General features: G+C 69.1%; 18 protein-coding genes. 10 read left to right on the top strand and 8 right to left on the bottom strand.

The genetic code is table 11. From position 1 onward, the window contains the following. Window positions 1-475 precede the first annotated feature (475 nt). Window positions 476-904, top strand: a complete 429-nt coding sequence (locus HQ306_RS16265) for a VOC family protein (protein ID WP_222632577.1) — start codon at window positions 476-478, stop codon at window positions 902-904. On the opposite strand, the gene HQ306_RS16260 is transcribed toward HQ306_RS16265, so the two are convergent. Next, a complete protein-coding gene (locus HQ306_RS16260; protein ID WP_027507308.1) occupies window positions 905-1,663 on the bottom strand; it encodes a 1-acyl-sn-glycerol-3-phosphate acyltransferase in 759 nt (252 codons plus the stop codon). Between the two features lie 61 nt (window positions 1,664-1,724). Further along, window positions 1,725-2,738, bottom strand: a complete 1,014-nt coding sequence (locus HQ306_RS16255; RefSeq protein WP_222632575.1) for an NADP-dependent oxidoreductase — start codon at window positions 2,736-2,738, stop codon at window positions 1,725-1,727. Window positions 2,739-2,805: 67 nt separating this feature from the next. Between HQ306_RS16255 and HQ306_RS16250 the strand changes: the two genes are divergently transcribed. Beyond that, the gene (locus tag HQ306_RS16250; protein ID WP_056440719.1) at window positions 2,806-3,369 is read left to right on the top strand and encodes a TetR/AcrR family transcriptional regulator; all 564 of its coding nucleotides are present in this window, start codon (window positions 2,806-2,808) and stop codon (window positions 3,367-3,369) included. 63 nt (window positions 3,370-3,432) lie between these two features. Then, complete coding sequence (locus HQ306_RS16245) at window positions 3,433-3,828, top strand: hypothetical protein (protein WP_231476487.1); 396 nt, start codon at window positions 3,433-3,435, stop codon at window positions 3,826-3,828. A gap of 22 nt (window positions 3,829-3,850) precedes the next feature. Here HQ306_RS16245 and HQ306_RS16240 read toward each other — a convergent pair whose 3' ends face one another. Genes HQ306_RS16240 through HQ306_RS16230 form a run of 3 tightly spaced genes read right to left on the bottom strand, consistent with a single transcriptional unit; the run spans window position 3,851 to window position 7,973 of the window. Next, on the bottom strand, window positions 3,851-6,268 hold the full coding sequence (locus HQ306_RS16240) for a PQQ-binding-like beta-propeller repeat protein (RefSeq protein WP_222632573.1): 2,418 nt from the start codon (window positions 6,266-6,268) through the stop codon (window positions 3,851-3,853). Window positions 6,269-6,271: 3 nt separating this feature from the next. Further along, window positions 6,272-7,534, bottom strand: coding sequence for a serine--tRNA ligase (gene serS, locus HQ306_RS16235; RefSeq protein WP_222632571.1), 1,263 nt, complete (start codon window positions 7,532-7,534; stop codon window positions 6,272-6,274). A 28-nt stretch (window positions 7,535-7,562) separates the two neighbouring features. Then, window positions 7,563-7,973, bottom strand: coding sequence for an ankyrin repeat domain-containing protein (locus HQ306_RS16230; protein ID WP_222632569.1), 411 nt, complete (start codon window positions 7,971-7,973; stop codon window positions 7,563-7,565). A 35-nt stretch (window positions 7,974-8,008) separates the two neighbouring features. Here HQ306_RS16230 and HQ306_RS16225 point away from each other — a divergent pair, with 35 nt between their 5' ends. From HQ306_RS16225 to HQ306_RS16205, 5 genes are all read left to right on the top strand, one after another. After that, on the top strand, window positions 8,009-9,229 hold the full coding sequence (locus HQ306_RS16225) for a septum formation family protein (protein ID WP_081821501.1): 1,221 nt from the start codon (window positions 8,009-8,011) through the stop codon (window positions 9,227-9,229). A gap of 13 nt (window positions 9,230-9,242) precedes the next feature. Continuing rightward, on the top strand, window positions 9,243-9,575 hold the full coding sequence (locus HQ306_RS16220) for a metallopeptidase family protein (protein ID WP_081821502.1): 333 nt from the start codon (window positions 9,243-9,245) through the stop codon (window positions 9,573-9,575). Between the two features lie 85 nt (window positions 9,576-9,660). Continuing rightward, window positions 9,661-9,972: a PE domain-containing protein gene (locus tag HQ306_RS16215; protein ID WP_222632567.1), complete on the top strand. Its 312-nt coding sequence runs from the start codon at window positions 9,661-9,663 to the stop codon at window positions 9,970-9,972. Then, window positions 9,969-11,150, top strand: coding sequence for a PPE domain-containing protein (locus HQ306_RS16210; protein ID WP_222632566.1), 1,182 nt, complete (start codon window positions 9,969-9,971; stop codon window positions 11,148-11,150). The genes HQ306_RS16215 and HQ306_RS16210 overlap by 4 nt, the downstream gene beginning before the upstream one ends. Continuing rightward, window positions 11,147-11,977, top strand: a complete 831-nt coding sequence (locus tag HQ306_RS16205; protein WP_222632564.1) for an ESX secretion-associated protein EspG — start codon at window positions 11,147-11,149, stop codon at window positions 11,975-11,977. The genes HQ306_RS16210 and HQ306_RS16205 overlap by 4 nt, the downstream gene beginning before the upstream one ends. Here HQ306_RS16205 and HQ306_RS16200 read toward each other — a convergent pair. Genes HQ306_RS16200 through HQ306_RS16190 form a run of 3 tightly spaced genes read right to left on the bottom strand, consistent with a single transcriptional unit; the run spans window position 11,920 to window position 14,193 of the window. After that, window positions 11,920-12,582, bottom strand: coding sequence for a histidine phosphatase family protein (locus tag HQ306_RS16200; RefSeq protein ID WP_222632562.1), 663 nt, complete (start codon window positions 12,580-12,582; stop codon window positions 11,920-11,922). The two genes, HQ306_RS16205 and HQ306_RS16200, sit on opposite strands and share 58 nt — an antisense overlap. Next, a complete protein-coding gene (gene pheA, locus HQ306_RS16195) occupies window positions 12,579-13,496 on the bottom strand; it encodes a prephenate dehydratase (protein ID WP_308115561.1) in 918 nt (305 codons plus the stop codon). Before pheA ends, HQ306_RS16200 begins: the two co-directional genes overlap by 4 nt. Window position 13,497: 1 nt before the next feature. After that, entirely contained in the window at window positions 13,498-14,193 is a 696-nt protein-coding gene (locus HQ306_RS16190) for a hypothetical protein (RefSeq protein ID WP_222632560.1), read from the bottom strand. A gap of 88 nt (window positions 14,194-14,281) precedes the next feature. On the opposite strand from HQ306_RS16190, the gene HQ306_RS16185 reads away from it, so the two are divergent. Beyond that, window positions 14,282-15,058 (top strand): DUF2470 domain-containing protein, encoded by a 777-nt coding sequence (locus HQ306_RS16185; RefSeq protein ID WP_222632558.1) that lies wholly within the window; start codon window positions 14,282-14,284, stop codon window positions 15,056-15,058. A gap of 41 nt (window positions 15,059-15,099) precedes the next feature. Beyond that, window positions 15,100-15,873: a CPBP family intramembrane glutamic endopeptidase gene (locus HQ306_RS16180; protein ID WP_308115563.1), complete on the top strand. Its 774-nt coding sequence runs from the start codon at window positions 15,100-15,102 to the stop codon at window positions 15,871-15,873. Window positions 15,874-15,887: the final 14 nt, after the last annotated feature.

The raw sequence follows: 15,887 nt of genomic DNA, 5'->3' as shown, positions 1-15,887 counted from the left end.
AACCAGCAAACCAAAACAAAATATTGGCACTGACATTCATCGACACACTGTTGAGTTCTCAAAGAACACGCACACACCACCACCACCCACACGAAGCAGGAGGATCCGGGGCAACCGTTCCAGCCTAACCACACCGCAACACCCGAGTCAAACACCAGGCACCACGTAGATCAGGAAGTTGGACTGTACGCTCAGCCTACACGAGGTGCAGACGAACCTTTTCTGTCCGATCGGCCATGCGACTCCGTCCCACCTCGTTCGCCCAGCCCCGTAAGGCCTTCGGTCGGTGTCCGTGTCGCTCTGACTCGAAGAAAGTTACGTGAGTGATTCGCGAGATGCAAATCGCCTGGTCACGGCGTGTCGAACAGTGCGAGAGGCCGGCACATCGCTTTCATGCACGGCCACGAATACCTCCAGAGTGCGCCCGAGCCGGCCCGATGGTCGTGTCGGCAGGCGTACCGGAACGGAGTAGCTCGTGCCCATCGCAGCAGTCGACTACAACCACGTACGCCTGACGGTCAGTGACATCGCGGTATCGAAGAAGTTCTACGACGACGTCTTCGGCTTCGAGGTGGCGTTCGAGCTGCCACCGAACCCGGACGCGGAGACGAAAGAAGCCCTCGGCTTCCTCTTCGGCGGTGTCATCTACAAGTTCGCCGGCGGTCTACTCGGACTTCGTCCCACCGCGCCGAGCGACGACACGTTCGCCGAGGACCGCGCCGGCCTGGACCATCTCAGCTTCAGTGTCGCGTCGTTGCAGGATCTGCACGACGCCGCCGCACTGCTGGACACCCTGGGCATCGAGCACGAGCCGGTGAAGGATCTCGGTGACGCCGGCATGGCGATCCTCGAGTTCCGGGATCCCGACAACATCGCCCTGGAGATCGCCGGTCCCAACAGCTAGTCAGTCCGAGGCGCGCTTGCGCTCGTCTCGCGCTGCCATCCGAGCCTCGAGGTCGACGGCATCCAACTTGTCGGCTTCCTCGAGGGTCGGTGCCGTCCCCCCGAGACGGGCCGGTACCCAGTACTCGCCGGCGGGATGGTGATAGTTCTTCTGCACGTCGGCGAGCATGGTCTGCATCGTCGATCGCAGGTGGGCGGTGAGGTCACCGGCCGACATGGTCGGCGCGATCGGCTCTCCCACCGCGATGGAGATCGGGGTCTTCGTGCGTCCGAGCTTTTTCGGGAACCCCTTGGTCCACACACGCTGCGCGCCCCAGATGACCACCGGAATCACGGGGACCCCGGCCTCGATCGCCATCCGGGCCGCGCCCGACTTGAACTCCTTGATCTCGAAGCTGCGACTGATCGTGGCTTCGGGATAGACCCCCACCAGTTCGCCTCGCGACAACGCGTCGACCGCAGCCCGGTAGGACTCCGCGCCGGCGGCGCGGTCGACCGCGATGTGCTTGAGAGAGCGCATGATCGGCCCCGACTTGGGGTTGTCGAACACTTCCTTCTTCGCCATGAACCGGATGTACCGCTTGTGCTTCCGCGCAGGCAGGCCGGCGTAGGTGAAGTCCAGGTAGCCCGTGTGGTTGATGGCGATCACGGCGCCACCCCGAGCGGGGATGTTCTCCGCGCCCTCGACGTCGAACTTCAGCCCCTGCGCCGCGAAGACGGTGCGAGCGATTCCGATGACAGTGCGATAGACGGGGTCCACAAGGTGCAGCGTAGCGGCTCGTCGCCGCCCCCGAGAGGGGCTCGTCCGGTAGGGCACTCCGTCAGCGGGAGTTGCCCACCGCCACGACCATCTTCCCGGTGTTCTCCCCGCGCAGCATCCCCAGGAACGCCTCCACCGTGTTCTCGATGCCGTGCACGACCGTCTCGTCGAAGGTCACGCGACCCTCGGAGAGCCACGTCCCCATGTCCTCCGCGAACTGGGGGAACCGGTGCAGGTAGTTGCCGACCGTGAATCCCTGCAGGGTGAGACCGCGGGTCACGATGTTCGACATGTTGTCCGGCCCCGGCGTCGTTCCCACAGTGTTGTAGGCGGATATCGCTCCGCACAGTGCGGTCCTGCCACCGTCGTTGAACGCGTCGAGCGCCGCTTCGAGGTGGTCGCCGCCGACGTTGTCGAAGTACACGTCGATGCCGTCCGGGGCTGCCTCACGCAGTTGGTCGCGCACAGGAGCCTGCTTGTAGTCGAAGGCCGCGTCGAACCCGTACTTGCTGGTGAGCAAGTCCACCTTCTCCGGTGATCCCGCAGAACCGACGACGCGTCCCGCGCCGAGGATCCGTGCGATCTGCCCGACCGCGCTGCCGACGGCGCCCGCTGCACCGGACACGAACACCGTGTCGCCCTCCTGCAGGCGCGCCACGTCCTGCAGTCCGACGTAGGCGGTGAGTGCGGTCATGCCGAGGATGCCGAGGTAGGCCGAGGTGGGGACACCGTCGATCTCGCGCACCACGCGGAACTGCGACGCTTCGGCCTGCGCGACGTCGCGCCACCCGAGCTGGTGCACCACGACGCTGCCCACGGGATGCTCGTCCGAACGGCTCTCGACGACCCGGCCCACGGCGCCACCCGTCATGGTCTCGTTCAGTGCGAAGGGCGGCACGTAGGACCGCACGTCGTTCATGCGCCCTCGCATGTACGGGTCGACGGACAGGAAGTCGTTGGCGACGCGCACCTGGCCGTCGCCGAGTTCGGGCAACTCCGTCTCCACGGTGCGGAAGTTCTCCTCGGTGGGCCATCCGGTGGGACGGGAGACCAACTGGATCTGGGTGCTCTTCACGAAATACTCCTTTTGTGGATCGTTCGGTACAGTAAATACCGTACGCCTCACCGACGAAAGGTGACAGATGGGTAGGAGAGCGACGTTCGATGCGGCGCAGGTCGTCACTGATGCGCGGGATGTGTTCTGGCACAGAGGCTTCGATGGCGCATCTCTGCCCGAACTCGAGGCGGCGACCGGGCTGTCCCGGTCCAGCATCTATCACGCGTTCACCAGCAAGCGCGGCCTGTTCGACGCAGCGGTGCAGGACTATCTCGACACGGTGGTGGCACCGCGGCTCGCCCTGTTGCGTACCGACGACGGTCTGGACGCGTACTTCGCGTCGATGGACGTCGAACTCGAGAACCTCGATGCCGAAGCACCACGTCGCGGCTGTCTTCTGGTCAACACTGCTGCGGGATCCGCCGCCCACGACGACACCCTCGCCGCCGTCGTCGACGCCTACCGTCGGCGCCTCACCGATGCGGTCACCGACGCCCTGGTGAACCGGGGTGACGACGATCCCGAGAATCGGGCTCGCATTCTGGTGACGATGAGCTCGGGCGCACTTCTGCAGGCACGCGTCGACCGGGACGAGGCACGCGCAATCATCGCCTCGGCACGGAAGTTGGCGCGGTCCTGGGAATCATGAGCCGACGCGGACATCGGTACCGTCGAGGAAGTGGATATCGACCGGTGGCGTAGCCGACTCCCCGTGACCAGAGCATCGGACGGTGAACTCGTGGGGTGGACCGTCTCCGACATGGCTCGCGACGACGGCGAACTCGTGGACGCCGTCAACCCTGTCGGCCACGTGATCGCCGAAGACGTGCAGCTCGAGGCGGCAATCGACGTTCTCGAAGCGCGCGGGCTGAGCTCGCTGTCCGTGCCCTACTGGGCGCGTGCGCCGTTACCGCTTGTCGGCGAGCTGGATCTCCGGCGTGCGACACCGGAATGGCAGTGGCGTCGGATGGTCATGACGCAGTTGGACGACACCAAGGTGTGGATCCGTCCCGCCTACCCGTCGTATCCGGAGCGGATGGTGGAACTCGCCGTCCCGCTGCCGGCAGACGACGTCCTGGTCCCCGAACCGCCGACACGGGACGAGTAGTTCCGCGGCACCCTGGCGCGGATCACTCCAGCAACGCCACCTGATCGCTACCGACGTACAGAAGTCCGGCGGAACTGTCGACGACGGAACCGTGTCCGTCCGCATCGGCATCTTCGGTCGGGCCGAGGAGATCTCTCCCGGTCATCGCTCCCGTGCGGACGTCGAGCAACTGCACGGACAACGAGCCGTCGGGTCCAGCCACCACGCTGGCGGCGCGGCCACCGACCTCCGCTGTCACCGGATCGAAGTCGTCCGCTGCCTGCTGCCACAGGCGCGTCCCGGTCCGCAGATCGAAGGCGGAAACCTCGGCGGTTCCGGGCGCTCGGACCAACACCACGTCTCCCACGACTGCTGTCCCGTTGGTCGCGGTAAGCGCATCGTTCGACCACAACACTTGCCCGGTGACTCTGTCGATGGCCGATGAGCCCACCAGAAGCGGCAGGTCGGCGGTCGAAGAATCCCATTCGTCGTAGGAATAGCTCGGCCCGGGAACCACCGCCAGGACACGGCCGTCCACTGCGATCGCCTCGTAGCCGGTGACGGGATCCGACAACTGGTCGCACGTCATCCTGCGTACCGTCGTCACTCCACCCGCCGACACGGTCGCGCCCGACACACAGGAGTCGGGGCGTCCACGAGACCACCTGGTGGCGCCTGTCACGGGGTCGAAACCCAGTGCCTCACTGCCGAATCGAACGATACCGACGTCTTTGCCCACCGTGACGACCTCGCCCGGATAGCCGGGATAGCCACCCGTGATCGGCGTCGACACGGCCCAGTCGGCTGCAGGGTCGTCGAGCGTTCCCTTACGTACAACGGTGGGGCCGGATTCGCCCGCCGGCGTCACTGTCTGGACCACAGAGTACAGCGCATCCCCGTCGGTTCCTATCCCCACCAGCGGGTCCCCGCCAGGCATGTTCTGCAGATCCCCGGTGCTCGTATCGACGGCGACCAAGGAAGTCTCAGACGCACGGTCGGGATCGGCTCGCAGACACACCACTGTCGTGCCGAGAAGCGTGTCGAGGCACGACACGAGATCCTCCACGGGTGCTCTCCACCGCACGACCCCCGTCACCGTGTCGATACCGAGCAAGGTCGAGTCGTCGTATGCGCCGGTGGTTCGGTCGAGTCGGCCCACCGACACGACTGTGACTCCGCCCGCGTCGATGACCCCGGACGCCAGCGGGGGCACCGTGCCGCTACCTGGATCACTGAAAGTGGAGAAGCGTCCTCCCGCATCTGCTGTGAGCGTCCACGCGCTGTCGACGACGTCGCGGACGACGGGCAGAGCTTCGCCAGGGGTGCCATCCGGATCGACATCGAGGCCTGGCGCCGTTGCCAAGTGCTCGAGGTCCGCCGTCGAGAGATACGGCACGTCGGCGGGTTTGTCCTCGCGCGCCGTCACGGTGATCACCGTTCCGGACGGGCGAGTGACGACGACACTGGGGACGCCGGTGCGGGATCGGGCGGACACGGCCCCTCCGGCGAGCTGCACGTGGTCGCTGCTCAGGTCCTGGTCCGGGTCGTGAACGTCCGGGTTCCGCGGGGCCTCGGTGCCGCCGGCGATACCGAGCGTCAACGACCCCGAACGACCGCTTGCACTTGTGCGGACCTCGATACACGCACCCGACTTCGAGCCGTCCGACAGCGTCAGCTCGCTCAGCGAGCGATCAAGCTCGACTCTGCGGCCCGGTCCGTCGTCCCAGGCATTCGACAACGCTCTGCTCACTGCGCCGAGCCGCGCCCTGTCGAAAGTCGGTGCGCCCTCGACGGTGCTTGTTCGACATACCGGAGGTAGGGGCGACGTTTCACCCGGAATCCGCGACGAGACACGCAGGCCGGGAGAGGCGACGATGTCGAGCAGTTCGTCCTGTGTCACCAGGTCGTCGCTTCCCAGCTGGAGCACGGTGCCGTCCGGCGCGTACGCCAGAGCGGACCCCGGCGACAGATCGACCACGGTTCCGTCGGCCAGTCGCACTCGCCGCGTCACCGTCGGCCCGCAGGGCGGGACACCCCGATCCGTCACACTCACCGTCGCGGTCAGCGAACCGGACTTCCCTGCACGTGTGATGGTTCCCGATGCGGTGGTCGAGGCAATCTGCTCAGGTGCCACGTCGGACGGCCTACTCATGATGTCGTCGGGAACGCCACCGAACTGCAAGGACCCGGACGGCGACGCGAATGCCACCGTCGTTCCCCGTGGGAGGGCGCGGTGCAAGGCGTCCGTCATCGCCGCCGCCTTGCGAGCGGAGAACCACGGTGCGGCAGGACTGTCGTATGTCTCGGCGCCGAACGCCACGTAATAGCCGCTCGTCTCGCCGGCCGACGTGCACTGCAGCGGAAGGTCGACGGGATCGGGCGGGCGCAGAATCGCCGCGATCAGTGTTCCGGCCGCCACGATGCCCACGACGACGAGCGCATCGACGCCGCGAGCTCGCATCGACTACGAGGTCGGCGGACGCAGGACGTCGGTGCCGACGAACGGGACGAGCGCAGCCGGGATCTTGACGCTGCCGTCGGGCTGCTGGTGGTTCTCGAGGATCGCGGAGATCCACCGAGTCGTCGCCAAGGTGCCGTTGAGCGTCGCGGCCGTCTGCGGCTTGCCGTTCTCGTCCCGGTACCGGACACCGAGTCGACGCGCCTGGAACGTGGTGCAGTTCGAGGTGGACGTGAGTTCACGGTAGGTGTTCTGCGTGGGAAGCCATGCCTCGCAGTCGAACTTGCGCGCAGCCGACGATCCCAGGTCGCCGCCGGCGGTGTCGATGACGCGGTACGGCAACTCGACCGCGGCGAGCATCTCCTTCTCCCAGCCGAGGAGCCGCTGGTGTTCCGCGTCCGCGTCCTCGGGACGGGTGTAGACGAACATCTCCACCTTGTCGAACTGGTGGACACGGATGATGCCGCGGGTGTCCTTGCCGTAGCTGCCGGCCTCGCGGCGGAAGCACGACGACCATCCCGCATAGCGCTTCGGGCCGCCGTTCAGATCGAGGATCTCGCCCGAGTGGTAGCCGGCGAGGGGCACCTCCGACGTGCCGACGAGGTAGAGGTCGTCGTCGCCCAAGTGGTAGATCTCCGACGAGTGCGCGCCCAGGAAGCCGGTCCCGGCCATGATCTCCGGCCGCACGAGCACCGGTGGGATGACCATCGTGAACCCGTTCGACACTGCCTTCTGGGCGGCGAGCTGCAGCAGACCGAGCTGCAGCAGTGCGCCGTAGCCGGTCAGAAAGTAGAACCGAGCGCCCGACACCTTGGCGCCGCGCTCCATGTCGATGATCCCGAGAGCCTCGCCGAGCTCGAGGTGGTCCTTCGGATTCTCGATGGTCGGGATCTCACCGATCGTCTCGAGGGTGACGAAGTCGTCCTCGCCGCCGGCCGGCGCGCCCTCCTGCACGATGTTGGAGATCGCACGGTGTGCGGTGTCGAGAGCCGCGTCGGCGGCATTCTGCTCGGCCTCCGCCTCCTTCACCCGCGCGGCGAGCGCGGACGCCGTCGCGAGAAGCTCCGGGCGCTCGTCGGGAGTGGCCTTACCGATCTTCTTACCGAACGCCTTGTGCTCGGCGCGCAGATTGTCGGCAGCCGACACGGCGGCCCGGCGCGCGGTGTCCGCCTCGAGCAACGCGTCCACCAGGGACGGATCCTCGCCACGGGTGCGCTGCGACTGACGGACGGCGTCGGGGTCCTCGCGGACAACTCTGAGGTCGATCACGGGACGTCAGCCTACTGGGGCGATGTGGTCACCCTCGTCCGAGGACGTCCAGGTAGTCCTCTCGGCCGAACATGCGCGCGGCGTCGACCGCGGTCGGATGCCCCGCATCGGCGTCGGCTCCGGCGTCGACCAGTGCCCGGACGACCTCGTCCTCCCCCTTGAACACGGCACCGGCGAGCGGGGTCTGCCCCTTGTCGTTCGCGCGGTTCACGTCGGCTCCGCGGTGCGCGAGGGCCACGACGCTCTCGGCGTGACCGTGATAGGCCGCCAGCATCACCAGGGTGTCCCCGGATCCGTTCGTCAGATCCACGGGCACGCCCGCGTCGACGTACGCGGTGAGTGCGGCGGTGTCGCCGCTGCGTGCCATGTCGAACACGCGCGTCGCGAGGTCCTCGATCCCGGCCTCGAGCCGGGTGTCCTCGGTATCAGCACCACTCATACCGTCCGAACCTACCGGCAGGCATGATGGAGCCGATGTCTCCGAAGCCCGAAGATCCCACCCCGAGCCCGTCCGGCGAGGACGGCCCGGTGGTCGACGACGCCCCGACGTCCGAGATCGCGACACCCGACGCGTCCACATCCGACACGTCCGCGCCCGACGCGGTGGTACCCGAGGCATCGACGGCCGACGAGACCGACACCGCGACGGACGAGAAGAGTGGTCCCCGCACCGTCCAGGCCTCGAACGCCCGTCGGCTGCTCGCCCTGGTCGCGATCGGCGCCATCGGAGCCGCCGCCGTCACCATCGGTGTGTCCGGTGGGTTCGACCGGAGCGAGAAGCTCGCCACACCGTCCACGGCAGGAACCGTCGGAACCGCGTCGACGACGTCCTTCGGCTCGTCCGACGCGGGCGACTGCCTGCAGTGGACTCCGACCGACGACCCCGACACCGACCGCCAGGACCTCGCCGAGGTGAGTTGCGCGGAGCCGCACCGCTTCGAGGTCGCCGAGACGGTGGACCTCGGGGTGTACCCGGTCGCCGAGTTCGCGACGGGATCGCCGTATCCCGACGCGGCCCGCTTCGCCTCCCTGCGCGACGAACACTGTGAGACCGCGGTGCAGGACTACACCGGGGGCCGCTTCGACCCCACGGGCAAGTACTCGGTCGGCCTCATGTTCCCCAGCCAGGCCGGGTGGGCCGCGGGCGAGCGCGCGATCCGGTGCGGCATCCAACAGACCGGCGCGACCAGCGCGCTGCAGGTGATGACCGGCAGCGTCGCCGACCAGGACCAGTCGATGGTCTGGGAGACCGGTAGTTGCGTCGGCGTCGAGTCGGGAGTGCCGACAGACCCGATCGACTGCACCGCTCCGCACGCCTTCGAGGTGGTGTCGGTGGTGGATCTCGCCGCGCAGTTCCCCGGCGGACTGCCGTCCGTCGAGGACCAGGACCGCTATCTCGAACCCACGTGCACCCAGGCGTCGGACGCCTACCTGGGCGGTCCGGACGTTCTCCGGGAGAAGACGTTGACGCTGTTCTGGGACAACGTCGACGCCTCGAGCTGGTTGGCGGGCAGCAAGAAGGTGAGCTGCTCCATCGGCAAGGAGGTCGAGTCGGGCGGGTTCGCGTCCATCGTCGGCTCGGCGAAGGGCGACATCACCATCGACGGCGCCGCGCCGGTTCCACCGCCTCCCGTTCCGGACGGCCGCAGCCTGCCGATCCCGCTCCCCGGAGCGTCTCCCCTGCCCGGTGCGTGACGTGTCGGTCAGCATGTCCGAAGCGGAGTTCGAGAACGCGGTCGGCGATGCGCTGGACACTCTCCCGGATGAGCTGGCCGCATACATGAACAACGTCGTCGTGCTGGTCGAGGACGAGCACCCGACGGAGGATCTCCTGGGTCTGTACGAGGGCGTCGCTCTGACCGAACGGTTCGAGTACAGCGGGCACCTGCCGGACGTCATCACGATCTACCGACTGCCGATCCTCGACATCGCCCGTGACGAGGACGACGCGCGCCGCGAGATCGCGGTGACCGTCGCCCACGAGATCGGGCACCACTTCGGCATCGACGACGATCGCCTGCACGAACTCGGCTTCGGCTGAGCTCCGTTCTCCACCCGCGGAACCGATTCCCGCCGTCGCGCGTCCAAGTCTCGAGATCCGACCGGACGCTCGAACGGAGACCCCCATGCCCGGCCACGTACTCGTCGATCCCGAGGCGCTCCTCGCGGCCGCGGCAGAGCTCGATGTCGCGGCGATGCGCCTGGCGTCGTCTCTCGCCTCCGCGTCCGTCGCGCTCCGTCCTCCCCCCGCGGGCAGCGACGAGGTGTCCGCGCTGGCGGCACGCTACTTCTGGTCCACCGCGCAGTCTCTCGACACCTCGACGTCCGCGGCGGTGACCGAGCTCCAGGAGACGGCGGCTGCCCTGCGAGTCCAGGCGGCGGCGTACCGCGAGGTCGACGCGTCGTTCTCCACGGCCCTGACCGCGGGCACCGCGTGACGGCCGGGCCCACCGGGGTGTTCTGGCTCCCGCGTACCGCGGCGGTGAACTCGGCCGCACTGCTCGCGGGTGCCGGCCCCGCTCCGCTGGCCGCCGCCGGCACGGCGTGGGCCGCGGTGGCCGCGGCACTCGCCGCGGCCACCGCGACGGTCAGCGGTGTCGCGTCCGCACTGGCAGCCACGTGGGACGGGGATGCCGCCGACGCCGCCGGAGCGGGGATGACGGCGTTCGCGACGTGGGGCACGGGAGCGGCGCAGCACGCCGCGTCCGTGTCCGCTCGGGCCGCCGCCCAGTCCGCGACGGTGGTGACCGCGCTCGCCGTCATGCCGACACTGCCGGAGATCGCCGCGGTGAAGGCCGGACGCACCACCGCGTACGCCACCGGCGGCGCCCTCACCGGCGCGGCGCAGGCTGCCGATGCCGCCGACGCCGCGCTCGATCTCCGCGCCGCCCTGGTCATGGAGGCGTACGAAGCGGCGACGGCGCCGCTCGCGCTCGTCGACGGTCTGCAGATACCCCCGCAGATCACCACGGCGGTCACCGCGGCCACCTCCACGGTCATCTCTGCTGTCCCCGGTCACGGGCCGGTGCCGGGGGAGGCCGGGACACCGCCGTCGGACGACAGCGGACCCGACCGGCAGGAGCACGGATTCTCGGACGATCCGGCGCACCAGGGTCAGCGGTCGCCCCTCACCGCGGACAGCGTCGGACGCGATCCGGCCGTCACGAGGGCGGCGTCGCTGATCCAGCAGATGCCGGCGCAGGCCGGGTCGACGCTGTCCTCCGTTCTGTCGTCGGCACCGCAGCCCGGTGCGGCACCGACGATCACCCACGCTGTGCCGCAGCAGGTTCCGATGGTCGCCACCGGGTGGGGTGGCGGCGGCGGGCGAGGTGGCAGCGGGCAGGGTGGCTCCGTGCACGCCGCCGGTGGCTCGTTCGCACGGACGCCGTCACCGTTCCTCGGTGCGGGCGTCGGATCGGACACGGCGGTGTCAGCGGGACAGGACGCGTCCGTGTCCGGCGCCACGCACGCCCGGTCGCCGTTCGGCGCGGGACTTCCCATGGGTCACAGCAGGCTCGGCTCCGACGATGTCGTGCACGCCCGCAGGACACCTGCCGTCGTCGAGGAGGAGGCGGGAGTTCCGGTCGTGCCCGCCGTCATCGGGGCGCGGCGATGAGCGCGGCGCCGGTGCTGGGCGGGGACGTCCCGCTCGAGGGTTCGCTCACGCTCGACACGAACGAACTGACGTATCTCGTGGGGGCGATCGGAGGACGTTCTCTCCCTGCCGTTCTCGGATGGCACCCGGCCGGCGCGACCGTCGCCGATCGCGCGACCGTGCTCGCGAGTGCCGCCCGACGCCTCGCCGATCGTCTCCTGGTGTCAGCCGACGGCGGCCTGCACCGTGATCTGGCCGCGATGCTCCGTGCGGCGGCGGCGCCTCGCTGGAGTGTCGACGTCCGCATCGTCGGCCACTCCACCGGCATCAAGAACCGGCGAGGATGTCTGTGCGGCAACGACATCGACGATCCGGTGTGGATGACCGCGAGCGAGGGATCGGTGACGATCACGCGGGTCGACACCGACATGGCCGCCCTGATCGCGGCCTGGCTCGGCGACGCCGCAGGAGCGCCGATCGATCCGCTGACCGAGTACACCGACGTCCTCACGGCCGGTATCGAGGACGTCGTCCCGCACTGCACCCGCCACACCGAGATCGTCGGACTCCGACACGATCACGGTGTCACCACCACGGTCGACCCGTCGATCGCGGTGTACGACAGCGACTCCGGCCGTGTCGTCGCGACCACGGTCCAGGATCCGACCGGACGATCGAGCACGTCCGTGCGATCCGCGACACCGGTACGCACCGTCGGAGCACTCCGCTCGCTGATCACCTCGCTGGAACGGCGCTCGATACTCGACGACCACCTGGTCCGTGTGTCCGCTCAGCCCATCGGATCGTCGGGAGTGCGGCTGCCCTTCGTCTCGAACGGGGGCGTGTAGTCGCCCCAGCGCACGCAGTCCCAGGCCGAGACATCCTCGGCGGGAACCAGTTCGACGGTCCCCGTGTTGTCGAGATGGTTGTCGGCGGCGAAGTCGCGATCGATCCCGGACAGCACCGCGGCGACGAGCCGAATCGCAGCACCGTGACTCACCACGTGGACGGTGGCGGAATCGTCGCCGAGGTGGGTGGCGCGGAGCTCGTCCAGTACCGGCACGTAGCGGGCGAGCACGTCGGCGCCGGACTCGCCCCCGGGCAGGCGGGCATCGAGGTCACCGTCCAGCCAGGCGCGATACACCGCGGTGAAGCGGGCGTGGTCCTCCTCGGCGCTGCGGTCCTCGAGGTCGCCGACGAACGTCTCCTGCAGACCGTCGCGCACCGTCAGCGGCGTACCGGTCGCGTCGGCCAGGTACTGCGCGGTCTGACGTGCGCGGACGGCGATGGACGACACCACGGCGGCCGGGGTCCGCGTCACCGTCCGGGCGTACTCCCGCGCCTGTCGGTGTCCGAGCTCGGTCAGCTCCGCGCCGGGCGGCAGAGTGTCGAGACGACGAGCGACGTTCGAGTGGGTCTGACCGTGCCGCACCAGGACGAGTCGGCCGCTCACCGATCTCCCCGTCGCAACGCGTCCAACCAGTCCCGGCCGCGGTCGTCGGTGGGGCGAGGACCGCCGGCGGCGACGTGCGCGCTGGGCCAGGAGCCGAGGAACCGCACGTCGGTGCGCGAGTGCAGGACCCGCAGGGCGTCCGCCACCGCGACGTCGTCGATGTGGCCGACGCAGTCGATGTAGAAGCGGTAGGTGCCCAGATGGGTACGGAGAGGGCGAGACTCGATGAACGTCAGATCGATGTCGCGCGTGCTGAACTCGGCCAGCGCGGACACCAACGTGCCGGGCCTGTTGGCGGGAGTGAGCACCACGGCAGTGCGATCCGCCCCCGTGAGCGCAGGCGGCGGGCACGGGCGCGTGACGTACACGAAGCGGGTCCGTGCGTTCTCCACGTCGGCCACGCCGTCGGCCAGTACGTCGAGTCCGTGCCGTCGGCCCGCCAGACCGGTGGACACCGCGGCGTCGGCGAGTCCGGACGCGACGTCCTCGGCCGCACCGGCATTGGACGACGCGAACTCCACCTGAGCATCGGGCATGGTGGCGGCGATCCACTGCTGGACCTGGGCGGCGGCGTGGGGGTAGGCCCGGATCGTGCGGACGTCCGCCATGGCGGTGCCCGGACGAGCGACGATGGTGAAGGCCACGTCGAGTTCGGTCTCCGCGAGGATCTGCAGCCGGTCCCCGATCGCGAGCGCGTCGAGGGTGGGCGGGACCGAGCCCTGCACCGAGTTTTCGATGGGCACCACCGCGCCGTCGGCCGCACCGGAGCGCACCAGTTCGAGGGTGGCGGGCGGGCTCGACGCACTCACGCGCTCGACGGGAGCGCCGAACGCCCCGTCCGCCTCGAGCTTCCCCAGGGCCATCTCCGTGAACGTTCCCGAGGGTCCGAAGTAGGCGATGCGCACCCCGGTCACGCTACGCGTCCCCCGCCGCGTCGCCGGTGATCTCGTCGATCCGACGGCGAAGTTCGTGTGCGATGTTCCCGGCGTTCGGCACCAGGACACCGAGAAGGACCTCTCGGGTCGCGGCCGCGGCGTCGGGATGAAGGGCCACCAGCGCGGCCAGATCCGGGGAGCGGAGCGCGCTGCGGACGTCGTCGCCGCGCAGTGCGGCCACCGTTCCGGCGAGCACGGCGAGCACCGAGGACGTGTCGGTCGCGACGGCGAAGAACCCGTGTTCCGCGTGCGCGACGACCGCGAGGAAGTCGGCGACCCGATCCTCGGACCACCCCGCGTCCAGGCCGGGATGCCGACCGGCCCGATCGACGAGCGCCGTCGTCTCCACGACGTCGCCGTCCGGACAGAGCACGACGACGGACGAGCCCGGCGTGATCGCCACCGCGTCGCCCAGCTGCTCGGCGGTCGCCTCGACCACGTAGGCGCGCACCGAGGGCGGCTCGTCGGGCGGAGCCACGTCCAGTCGTACGAGGAACCGTTCGAGGGCGGCCGAGTCGTCCACCGCACTCAGTGGGACACAGGCCGTTCCGACGAGTGGGTGCGGTTCGAGAACCTCCGCCGTCGCCACGTCGTCGACGGTCGCGACGAGCAGGTCGGCGAACAGGGCCTCGGGATCTCGCCGGGGGCGCACGCCCAGGGTCAGCATCGTGGGCACGCTCCGAGTCTAGTTCGACGTCTTGCGCACCGGCGCGAGGGCTGGTTAGCTAACCCTTACCTAATTACTTCCACCCGAGGGGGCCGTCATGAACGGTGTCGTCACCACCACCGCGCCGTCCACCGCCGAGCGGGTGCGCAGCGTGTGTCTGCGTGCCGAGCACACCGTCCTGGCGGTGGAGGGCAGCGCACCCGTCGCCACGACCATGCACTTCCTGCGCTCGCCCGGCGAGATCGTCATGGTGGTGCCCGCGGACAGCACCGTGGGAGCCGTGTCCTTCCAGGCCGGGTCGGCCGGGATCCCCGCCGTGCTCGAGCTGACCGACCACACTCCCCTGGACCTGCGCGAACCCGTGCGATCGCTGGTCTGGATGAGCGGTGAGCTGCGACGCGTCCCGGACACCGCCGAGCGCGCGGTCGCCGCGGCGGTCGCGTCCCAGTACCCGCACGCCGGACTGCTCGACATCGGACACAGCGGCATCCTGATGCGTCTGCTGCTCGAGTCCGTCGTCGTGGCCGATGCCACGGGCGCGGAGCCGGTACCGGTGCGCGACCTCGTGAACGCCGATCCCGACCCGTTCTGGGAGGTCGAGGGAGGCTGGCTGCAGCACCTCGACAGCGACCACTCCGACATGGTCGAGCAGATCGCACGCCGTCTTCCGCCGTCGTTGCGCATCGGTCGCGCACGGCCACTGAGCATCGACCGCTACGGCGTGGGCATCCGGGTGGAGGGTCAGGGCCAGGACCACGACGTGCGGGTGCCGTTCGCGAACCCGGTATCCGACGTGACCGAGCTCGGTCGCGCGCTGCGGGTGCTCGCCGGATGCCCGTTCATGAACGGTCTGCGGGCGCGCGACCACCACTAGCCGACACCCACAGGACCGGGGTCACGGGCACAATCGACCGAGTGCATCCGGAGAAGACACCCACCACCGAGTCGGCACGGTCGATCCGGATCGAGATCGTCGTCGTCCTGCTGTTCACGTTCGGACTCAGCGGACTGTCGAGCATCCTGTCGCTCGTCGAGAGCGCGCTCGAGCAGGGCGCCCTGTCGGACCAGACCGTGGCGATCAACGTGCCGCAGTCGACTCTCGGACCGATCGACTTCCTCCGTCAACTGATCGGCGTCGTCCGGCTCTGCGCATGGGGGGCACTCGGTCTGTACCTCTTGTGGCGCAGCGGAATCGGGCCACGCGCCATCGGCTTCGCACGTCCCCGCCTGCGCCCGCACGTGCTGCACGGCGTGGGGCTCGCCGCGATCATCGGCATCCCGGGCCTGCTGTTCTACCTCGTCGCCGTCGCACTGGATCTCAACGTCACGGTGCTGCCGAGCACCTTGAACGACGTGTGGTGGCGCCCGATCACGCTGACGCTCTCCGCGGTGGCCAACTCGGTCGCCGAGGAGGTCCTGGTGGTGGCGTGGCTGATCTCGCGGCTGCGCGCCCTCGGGTGGACCGACAACCGATCGCTGCTCGCGTCGGCCGTGTTGCGCGGGAGCTACCACCTCTACCAGGGCTTCGGGGCCGGCGTCGGCAACCTCGTCATGGGTCTGATCTTCGGCCGGTACTTCCAGCGCACCGGTCGACTGTGGCCCCTCGTGATCGCCCACGCCCTCATCGACATCGTGGCGTTCGTGGGGTTCGCCGCCCTGCGGGATCACGTTTCGTGGCTGCCGGGCTGACATGTCGGCCGGTT

It is taken from the genome of Rhodococcus sp. BP-160 (genome assembly GCF_019836205.1).
Taxonomy (GTDB): domain Bacteria; phylum Actinomycetota; class Actinomycetes; order Mycobacteriales; family Mycobacteriaceae; genus Rhodococcoides.
The sequence above is the reverse complement of the archived record's forward strand: the minus strand, read 5'-3'. Positions and strand labels throughout refer to the sequence as shown.